The following is a 9,497-nucleotide window of genomic DNA, read 5'->3' as shown; positions in this document are numbered from 1 at the left end:
ATCAGCGGGGGTGTCGACCGTTCGCGGCGCCCTCGCAGACGCCCGGGGGGCCGCCGGTCGGTTCCCCGACCGGAGCGAAGGCCAGGTGCAGATGCGATCCCCCACTCGGCGGGAGCGGACTTCAGCGGCGGGGCAGCGGACGTACGAGGGCATGCGCCGCTGCATATACTCGAGCAGGAGGTGCTGTCGTGCGGCGTGAAAGTGGCGAAGCAGGGGGTCCGGTGACCCGGACCGAGGAGACCGCCGAAGTACCCGGTGTCCTTCCGGAAGAGCTGACCAGCTTCATCGGTTACCTGCTGCGCCGGGTGTACGCACAGTTCTCCGCGAACGGGAACGGCGGCGACAGCGACTCGCGTGACTTCCTGGTCCTCGACGCGCTCACCGGCCGGGACTGGGAGTCCCAGCTCGACCTCGCGGAGCGGCTCGGCATCAACCGCACCATCATGGTGGCGGTGATCGACCGTCTGGAGGCCCGCGGGGAGGTCCAGCGCACCCGCAACCCGGACAACCGGCGCCAGTACGTCCTGTCCCTGACCGACCTGGGTCGGGAGGGCGTGGAGGCCAGGCGCCGGGCGGTGGCCGAGCGGGGCGCGCGGCTGACCTCCGTACTGACCCCGGAGGAGGCCGCGCGGCTCGACGAGCTGCTGGCCCGGCTGCTGCCCGAGTCGGCGCAGCCCCTGGTGCAGGGCACCGAGTACCTGGTGGCCCAGGCCCATCACCGGCTGCGCAAGCACGGCGACGACAAGCTGGCCGGGACCGGACTGCGCGTGCGTCACTACGGCCCGCTGTCCGCCCTGGACGTGTTCGGGCCCATCGCACAGCAGAGGCTCGCCGACATGCTCGCCATCACCGGACCCGCCGCCTCCCAACTGGTGGACGAACTCGTGAGGTCGGGCCTGGTGAGCCGCGGCCGTGACCCGCACGACCGGCGCCGCTACGCGCTCGAGGTGACCGAACTCGGCCGCGAGAGCCTCGCTGTCGTCGCCGGCGCCGTGGCCGGACTCGCCGCGGACGTCTCCGCCATGCTCGGGCCGGGTGGCGAAGACGAATTGCGGACGCTGCTGCTGAAACTCCTGGCCCCGACGCATTCTGGCCCCGCATTCTCCGAGAACGCCAAGTCATCTGTTTCTGCCAGGGGTTGACCCTCTGGCCAAGGAATGTCACGCTTGATTCAGCGGTTCAACCGCGCCGTTTTCCGGGCTCTTCGCATGCGCGAGGGGCCTTTTTTCATGCGGATTTCCCGTCGTGCACCGCACCTCGACGCCTTCGACGAAGGAGACAGCTCATGGTCGCGAAAAAGACCGACGGCTCGCCGGAAACGGCGCGCATACCCGAGGACATGACCTTCGACGTCGTCATCCTCGGCTCGGGACTCGCCGGTTCCGTGACCGGCGCGATCCTGGCCAGGCACGGCGCCAAGGTGCTGCTGGTCGACGCGGCCGCGCACCCGCGCTTCGCCATCGGCGAATCCATGACCCCGCAGCTCGTGGAATGGATCCACATCCTTTCCGAGCGCCACGACATACCCGAGCTGAAGAGCCTGGCCAGTGTCCAGGCCTCCACCCGCGACATCGGTCCCACCTTCGGTACCAAGGCGCACTTCGGGTTCCTGAAGCACGAGGTCGGCCAGGAGCCCGATCCGCGTGAGGCCACCCAGCTCGCGCTGCCGAAGATCTTCCATCAGAACAGCCACATGTTCCGTCAGGACAGCGACGCCTTCATGTTCCACGTGGCGGTCAAGTACGGCTGCACGCCCCGGCAGAACTGGCGGGCCGGCGAGGTCGAGTTCGACGACGACGGCGTGACCGTGGTCGGCAGGAGTGCCGCCCCGGGCGCGCAGCCCGAGCTGTACCGGGCGAAGTACCTGGTGGACGCCTCCGGCTTCCGCTCCCCCCTGGCCGACAAGTTCGATCTGCGGGACAAGCCGGCCAGGTTCAAGCACCACTCCCGGTCCATGTTCACCCACTACGTCGGCATCAAGCGGTTCGACGACGTCAGCGGGCACCCGCAGGACCTGCGCCCGCCGGCCGACTGGCACACCGGCACGATGCACCACCTCATCGAGCGCGGCTGGTTCTGGATCATCCCGTTCGACAACCACGAGAAGTCCCGCAACCCGCTGTGCAGCGTCGGCCTGACCATGGACGAGCGCACCTACCCCAAGCCCGAGGACCTCACCCCCGAGCAGGAGTTCCAGCTCTTCCTCGACAGGTATCCGGCGGTCAAGCGGCAGTTCGACGGCGCCACCCGGGTGCGCGAGTGGATCTCCACCGACCGGCTGCAGTACTCCTCCAAGCAGACCATCGGTGATCGCTGGTGCCTGATGTCGCACGCGGCCGGCTTCCTCGACCCGCTGTTCTCCCGTGGCCTGTCGAACACCATGGAGGTGGTCGACGCGCTGACCTCGCGGTTGGTGGTCGCCCTCAAGGACGGTGACTTCTCCGCCGAGCGCTTCGAGTACGTCGAGCGGGTGGAGCAGGGGCTGCTCCAGTACAACGACGACCTGGTCAACAGTTCTTTCATCGCCTTTTCGCACTTCCGGCTGTGGAACGCGGTCTTCCGGATCTGGGGTTCCTTCATCACCCCGGGCACCATGCGGCTGACCCGGGCCCGCCTCAGGCACTTCCGTGACCAAGACAAGCGGCACTTCGACGAGCTGGAGAACGTCGCCCACCCGGGCCTGTGGTGGCCGCAGAGCGACTCGTTCAAGAGGCTGCTGGAAGCCACCGCGGAGACCTGCGAGAAGTACGAGGCGGGCTCGCTGACCGGTGACGAGGCCGCCGACATCGTCTTCGGGCTGATCCAGGAGTCGCCCGTCGTCAACCCGGTCTTCGGCTGGAAGGACGAGAGGCGGCGCTTCATCTACCCTTCAACGCTGACGATGGCCCGCTTCCTGTACTGGGCCTCGGTCCAGGCCCCGGCCGAGATGAACAGCGTCGGCCGCGACTTCCTGCTCGGGATCGTCAAGGCCGGGGCGAAGGTCCGCAAGCTCCTCTGACCCGGGCGGCGCTCTGGCACGCGGCTGCGTCGTGGTGGGCCGCCGGCTGCCTCCGCTCGGCTTCCCTTGCGTCGCCGCGGCTTTGAACCGTTCCCTTGCCGACCGCGCCTGTGCCATGGCGTTTTCCACGGGCGCGGTGGGCGGCGACGACCTGCGGTGTTCCAGCGAGGCGTCGACGTGGCCGGGGTGGTCTCGGCAGCCGTGTGCGCCACCTCCCGGCCGTCGCCGTGGAGGAGTACAGCTGCGGCCCGACCCGTGGGCCGGGTTCGTGCCCGCGGGTTCCCTTTGTCGTTCTACGGAGGTAGCAGGTGAAAGGCGTCATCCTGGCCGGAGGAAGTGGGACGCGCCTGCATCCCATTACTCTGGGCGTTTCCAAGCAGTTGCTTCCTGTCTATGACAAACCCATGATCTATTACCCCCTCTCGGTGCTGATGCTGGGCGGGATCACTGACATCCTGCTGATTTCGGCGCCTGACGATCTGCCGGGATTCAAACGGCTGTTGGGGGATGGATCCGATCTCGGTCTGCGCCTTACGTACGCGGAGCAGGATGAACCGCGCGGGCTCGCGGATGCGTTTGTGATCGGCGCCGACCATATCGGTGACGATGATGTGGCTCTCATCCTGGGAGACAACATCTTTTACGGGCCGGGTTTCGGCGGCCTGCTCAAGGCCAAGGTGCAGCGGCACAGGCAGGGCTGTGTCCTCTTCGGCTACCCGGTGCGTGATCCCCATCGTTACGGAGTGGGGGAGGTGGACGCCTCCGGGCGGCTGGTGTCGATCGAGGAGAAGCCGCAGCGGCCGAAGTCCAATCTCGCGATCACCGGGCTGTACCTGTACGACAACGACGTCGTGGACATCGCCAAGAACCTGCACCCGTCCGCCCGTGGTGAACTGGAGATCTCCGACGTCAACAACGAGTACCTGCGGCGCGGCACGGCCGAATGCGTCTCCCTGGGGCGAGGTTTCGCCTGGCTGGACACCGGAACGCATGACTCGCTCATCGAGGCTTCCCAGTACGTGCAGATCCTGGAGCGGCGTCAGGGGGTGCGGATCGCCTGTGTGGAGGAGATCGCCTGGCGCCAGGGCTTCATCGACCGGGAGAGCTGCCGGCGGCTGGGCAGCCGGCTCGCGAAAACCCCCTACGGTCAGTACGTGATGGACATCGCGGACGCGAGCTGAACATTCGCACAACGTCGATCAGGGCGCTCAAAAGCCTCTGGAAAATAGGCTGTTGACGTTCTCGGTTCGTATGTGTCACGCTAATCGAGACGGATTTGTGCTGCCCTGAAACGGGCCGCTGGTCCCCTTCTTCCATCCCTTCCTGTTTCCTCTTTCCCCCGCTTTCTTCGCTGTTGAACGCCGGCCGGGGTCGCGTCGTCCGTGTATGCGCCCAAGGGGCGGGCTCTGCCCGCGCCTTGGGCGCGCGGTGTTGTCCGGACCCGACGCCAGAGGAACCAGGATTCGGTCAGCGACAGTTCGTAATCGGCCAAGAAGGGCCGGCCCCCAGTCCGGCGGAGCACGCCGAAAGCTCATCTGACCTGCGCTTCAGTCATTCAATGGAAGATTGATGGTTGGGTGCCTGCTAGTTAAGTACGTTGATAGATGGATGCGTTGACGATACTCTCGTGGTCTGGCAACGCGCACCGAGGGAGACAGTGATGAGCCAGGAGTTCAAGAACCACGACATGACGATGATGTTCACGATCCACGCCGCCCTGCGGCGGGAGGTGGAGCGGATCGCCCGGATCACGGCCCGGGTCGACGAGGACCCCCGTCATGTGCTGAGCACCGCGGTCGGCTGGGAACTGTTCAAGAAGTTCCTGACGATCCACCACACCGCCGAGGACGTCACCGTGTGGCCGGTGATGCAGAAGGCGCTGGCCGACAGGCCCGACGAGCTGGCCCTGTTGGCGGACATGGAGGCGGAGCACGCTGTCATCGACCCGCTGCTCGCGGACATCGACGCGGCCCTCGCCGACCGGGACTCCGGCCTGGAGCGCCTGGGCGGTCTGACCGACGCCCTGCACACACAGCTCAACGCCCACCTGGACCACGAGGAGGGCGACGCTCTCAAGCTCATGGACATCACCATGAGCAAGGAGGAATGGGCGGTGTTCGCCGTCGCGGGGCGCGATGCCATCGGCGAAGACGCCCGCCGCTACCTGCCCTGGCTGCTCGACGGCATGCCCGCCGACGAGCTGGCCGTATTCGTCTCGAACATGCCCGACGCTCTCCGTATCCCCTACGAGAGCGACTGGCGCCCCGCCTACGAGGAGCTGGACATCTGGCACGCCAGGTCCGGTTCCGCCAACCGCTGACGCGGCCCCAGGCGCCGCCGTGAGCTGCGCTGATCCCGCTCGCTGAGGGCCGGATCAGCGCCCGGCCGCCGAACGGCCGCGCGAGGTGCCTGCCGACCTGGGACGACGGTCCGGCGGGAGTGTCCGCCGCGTTCGACGAACCGCCGGCGCGACGCGCGGGGAGCGGTACGGCGGTCTTCCCGGCTCGGCCGAACGCGGTTCTGACGGTCGGCCTCGGACCTGTGGGGCGGCCCTTTTCGAGCATGGCACATCACTGACGTACGGATGAAAAGGAACTGCTATGCGTGTTCTGATCGCGGTCGCGCCATTGACAGCCCATCTGTACCCCAGCGTTCCGCTGGCGTGGGCGCTGCAGAGTGCCGGGCACGAGGTGCGGCTGGCCAGCGGCACGGAACTGGCCGAGCAGATCTCCGCGGCCGGCCTCACCGCGGTGCGGCTCGGCGGCGATCCTGCTTCGCCGATGCCGCACGTCTCCGAGGCGGAGTTGGACCGGTTCAGTGAGGCGCTCGGGTTCGAGCCCGGCTCCGACTACGGTCGGCTCTGGCAGGCGATCCGCTACTACCTGGTGGCGAACGTCGCGCGCTACTACCCGGACGCCGAGGGGCAGCAGCCGCTCGCCGACAACCTGGTCGAGTTCGCCCGGGACTGGCGGCCGGACCTGGTGATCTGGGACGTGGCCAATCCCGTGGGATCGGTCGCGGCCCGGGAGAGCGGGGCCGCGTCCGCCCGGCTGCTGTGGGGTGCCGACTACTTCGGCTGGATCCACGGGCGGCTGACCGAACGCGCTGCGCAGCGCGGCGCACAGGCGAACCCGCTGGCCGAGACCATGGCGCCGGTATTCGGGCGATACGGCTACGACTACTCGCAGCAGATGGTCCTGGGCGACTTCACCATCGACCCGCTCCCCACGCACACGCAACTGCCCCGCTCGCCGGGGCAACGCGTCGTTCCCATGCGCTTCGTGCCGTACACCGGGGCGGTCCCGGTGCCGGAGTGGCTGTTGCGGGCGCCGTCGCGGCCCCGAGTGTGCCTGTCGCTCGGCGTCACCAAGCGCAAGGTCACTTCCAGCCGGGACGAGCGGCTCGCGGCCGTGTTCGAGGCGGTGGCCGGAATGGACGTGGAGGTGGTGGCCACGGTCAATGCCGATCAACTGGGCGAGGGGCAGAAGGTGCCCGACAACGTGCGGATGGTCGACTACCTCCCGCTCACCCAGGTGACACCGACCTGCTCGGCGATCATCCACCACGGCGGCTTCGGCACGTTCTTCGCCGCAGCCGAGCACCGGGTGCCCCATATGATCATCACGGAGGAGCTGGGTACCGGGCTGTCCAGCAGCCGCTACCTGGAGGCCAGGGGAGCGGGAGTCGCCCTCCACAGCGATGATCTGACCGCGGCACAGGTGGCCCGTGAGCTTTCCAGGCTGCTGACCGAGCCGTCGTTCCAGCAGGGGGCCGCGGCCGTGTACGCGGACATGGTCGCCGCGCCCAGCCCCGCCGAGATCGTTCCGATCCTGGAGCGGATGGCCGCGCAGCACCGGACCGGGGGCTGATCGGCCGTGGACGTGGTCGAGACCCGGGTACCCGGCGCGTTCGTCTTCACACCGAAGCAGATCCGCGACGAACGCGGCGCGTTCGCCGAAGTACTGCGCTGCGACCGGGTCGAGGAGGTCACCGGGCGTCCGTTCCGGCCCGCGCAGATCAATTGCTCGGTGTCCCGGCGGAACACCCTCCGCGGTGTCCACTCGGTGATCACGCCGCCGGGGCAGGCGAAGTACGTCACCTGCGTGCGCGGAGCGGTCCGCGACATCATCGTCGACCTGCGGGTGGGCTCGCCCGCCTTCGGTGTGCACCACGTGGTCCTCCTCGACGCCGACGCCGGGCGGTGCCTGTATGTGCCGGAGGGGGTCGGGCACGGGTTCCTGGCGCTCACCGACGACGCCTGTGTCTGCTACGCGGTCTCCACGCAGTACGTGCCGGGGACCCAGATCGAGATCGACCCCCTCGATCCGGAACTGGCGCTCCCCTGGGGACACACCGAACCGCCGGTGATGTCGGCGAAGGACGCGCAGGCACAGGGAGTGCGCGCGGCGCTCGACGCGGGGCTGCTGGCGGACTGGCGGGATGTCGCGACGGCGATTCCCGTCGGCCGGCAATGACACGGAGATCCGGCGTACGGCTTCGTCCCCCCGGGGCCGACAGGGTCCTGACGCTCCATCAACTGCCTTGACCTTAAGCGCAGTTGAGGTTCTACGGTTCCGTCATTGAGCGTCGTCAACGACAAGGCGAGGAGATTTGCGTTGAGTACCGACATCGGTCCGGCGGCAGCACCGCGGGCGACCCGAAAGGAATGGCTGGGGCTGCTGGTCCTCGGGCTTCCGACCATGCTCATGGCCATGGACCTGACCGTCCTGCATCTGGCCCTGCCCGCACTCACCGAGGATCTGCGGCCCAGCAACACCGAGTTGCTGTGGATCGTGGACATCTACGGGTTCCTCACCGCAGGTCTCCTGATCACCATGGGCTCGATCGGGGACAGAATCGGCCGTCGGCGGCTGCTGCTGATCGGCGCGGCCGTGTTCGGGGTGGCGTCGGTGCTCTCCGGATTCGCGGTCAATCCGGCGATGCTCATCGCCTCCCGGGCGCTCCTGGGCATCGCGGGCTCCACGTTGATGCCCTCCACCCTCTCCCTGATCCGGGTCATGTTCCAGGATCCCAAGCAGCAGGGTGCTGCGATCGGTGCCTGGACCGGCTTCTTCGGCCTCGGTACGGTGATCGGCCCGCTGGTCGGCGGCACGTTCCTGCAGCTGTTCTGGTGGGGATCGGTCTTCCTGATCGGCGTCCCCGTCATGCTGCTGCTGATCGTGTGCGGCCCGATCCTGCTGCCGGAGTACCGGGACGAGTCGGTCCGCCGCCCGGACTTCCTGAGCGCGGTCCTGTCCATCGTCGGGATTCTCGGCCTGATCTACGGTCTCAAGCGGATCACCGCCGACGGTCTGAGCCTGGAGTCGGGCGGCGCCATCGTCATCGGCCTGGTGATGGGGGCACTCTTCATCTCCCGCCAGCGCCGGCTTGAGCAACCACTGGTCGAGCTCTCCTTGTTCCGCAGCAAACTGTTCGGCAGCGCCCTCGGCATGCTCCTCCTCGCGACCCTGCTCAACTCGGCCGCGCAGTTCTTCGTCATGCAGTACCTGCAGTTGGCGCACGGGCTGTCCGCGATCCATGCCGGACTCTGGTCGCTGCCCACCACCCTTGCGGTCATGGTCGGCGCCATGGCGGCCCCTGCCCTCGCGAGCCGAATGAAGCTGAGCACACTGCTCGCCGGCGGCCTGGCGGTCACCGCGGTCGGCATGCTGCTGCTGGCCCAGGTCAGTGATCCCTCCGACCTGTATGTCGTGGTGGTGGGGGCGGCCGTCATCGGACTCGGGCTAGGACCGATGATCTCGCTGGGCACCGGACTGATCGTGGGAGCCGCACCGCCCGAGCGGGCCGGTGCCGCCTCCGCGATGGCGGCGACCGGTACCGACCTCGGCGCGTCGCTGGGCATCGCCGTGATCGGCAGCGTCGGCTTCGCGGTGTACCGGACCAACCTGGCAGACAACCTTCCCAATGGACTGCCGACCGGCGTCGCCGAGACGGCCAAGCAGACCCTCGCCGCCGCGGTCGACGTCGCCGGTACGCTGCCGGCCGCCGAGGGATCCCGGCTGCTGTCGGTGGCCCGGGAGGCCTTCGTGCACGGTCTCCAGACGACCGCGCTGGTCGGCGCGGTGATCGCCGCGCTGCTGGCCGTAGGGGCCGCCACCCTGCTGCGCAGCGCCCGGATGCCGGGCCCTCCGCCTGCCGCGGAAGCGGAGGTGGAGGTGGAGGACGCGGAGAAGTCCCCCGCGGCAGTGGACAACTGACGCGCTGCTGACAGGCTTCGCCGACCGGTCGGGTCGCCCGCTGGTACGAACCGACATCTCGACCGGGTTCCCAAGGGACCGCCCTCGCCGTACGGGCCGGCGTCGGCGGTCGTGGTTCCCGTGCCCCGCGCCGGCGCGCCGGCCGTGGTTGTCGACGGCGGAGGCGGTCGGCTGCGGTCCCGATGACGGGGTGACCGTGGTTGTCGGCCGGCCCCGTCGGCGCCCTGCCGCGGGCCGTGCCCGCGCCATGGGCTGTGCAGCCGCCTGCCCGGCGGGTCTGG

The 9,497-nt window shown here is 68.5% G+C and carries 7 protein-coding genes; all 7 read left to right on the top strand.

Annotated features, from left to right (window positions below; translation table 11 throughout):
* The first annotated feature begins 221 nt into the window (after positions 1 to 221).
* Positions 222 to 1,142, top strand: coding sequence for a MarR family transcriptional regulator (locus tag AB0D59_RS48920; RefSeq protein ID WP_362578970.1), 921 nt, complete (start codon positions 222 to 224; stop codon positions 1,140 to 1,142).
* A 143-nt stretch (positions 1,143 to 1,285) separates the two neighbouring features.
* Positions 1,286 to 2,998, top strand: coding sequence for an FAD-dependent monooxygenase (locus tag AB0D59_RS48915; protein WP_362578967.1), 1,713 nt, complete (start codon positions 1,286 to 1,288; stop codon positions 2,996 to 2,998).
* A gap of 308 nt (positions 2,999 to 3,306) precedes the next feature.
* Complete coding sequence (gene rfbA, locus AB0D59_RS48910) at positions 3,307 to 4,179, top strand: glucose-1-phosphate thymidylyltransferase RfbA (RefSeq protein WP_362578965.1); 873 nt, start codon at positions 3,307 to 3,309, stop codon at positions 4,177 to 4,179.
* A 479-nt stretch (positions 4,180 to 4,658) separates the two neighbouring features.
* Positions 4,659 to 5,318 (top strand): hemerythrin domain-containing protein, encoded by a 660-nt coding sequence (locus AB0D59_RS48905; protein ID WP_362578962.1) that lies wholly within the window; start codon positions 4,659 to 4,661, stop codon positions 5,316 to 5,318.
* Between the two features lie 280 nt (positions 5,319 to 5,598).
* Positions 5,599 to 6,867, top strand: a complete 1,269-nt coding sequence (locus AB0D59_RS48900; protein WP_362578959.1) for a nucleotide disphospho-sugar-binding domain-containing protein — start codon at positions 5,599 to 5,601, stop codon at positions 6,865 to 6,867.
* Between the two features lie 6 nt (positions 6,868 to 6,873).
* Positions 6,874 to 7,473: a dTDP-4-dehydrorhamnose 3,5-epimerase family protein gene (locus tag AB0D59_RS48895; protein ID WP_362578956.1), complete on the top strand. Its 600-nt coding sequence runs from the start codon at positions 6,874 to 6,876 to the stop codon at positions 7,471 to 7,473.
* Positions 7,474 to 7,614: 141 nt separating this feature from the next.
* Complete coding sequence (locus AB0D59_RS48890) at positions 7,615 to 9,216, top strand: MFS transporter (protein WP_362578953.1); 1,602 nt, start codon at positions 7,615 to 7,617, stop codon at positions 9,214 to 9,216.
* Positions 9,217 to 9,497 lie beyond the last annotated feature (281 nt).

The sequence above is a fragment of the Streptomyces sp. NPDC048417 genome (assembly GCF_040651615.1).
GTDB lineage: Bacteria > Actinomycetota > Actinomycetes > Streptomycetales > Streptomycetaceae > Streptomyces.
Note: the sequence above shows the minus strand (reverse complement) of the source record. Positions and strands in the feature narration are given on the sequence as shown.

Excerpts from the sequence above, each read along its gene's own strand:
- AB0D59_RS48915 (WP_362578967.1), top strand. The coding sequence starts at position 1,286 with ATGGTCGCGAAAAAGACCGACGGCTCGCCGGAAACGGCGCGCATACCC.
- AB0D59_RS48905 (WP_362578962.1), top strand. The coding sequence starts at position 4,659 with ATGAGCCAGGAGTTCAAGAACCACGACATGACGATGATGTTCACGATC.
- AB0D59_RS48900 (WP_362578959.1), top strand. The coding sequence starts at position 5,599 with ATGCGTGTTCTGATCGCGGTCGCGCCATTGACAGCCCATCTGTACCCC.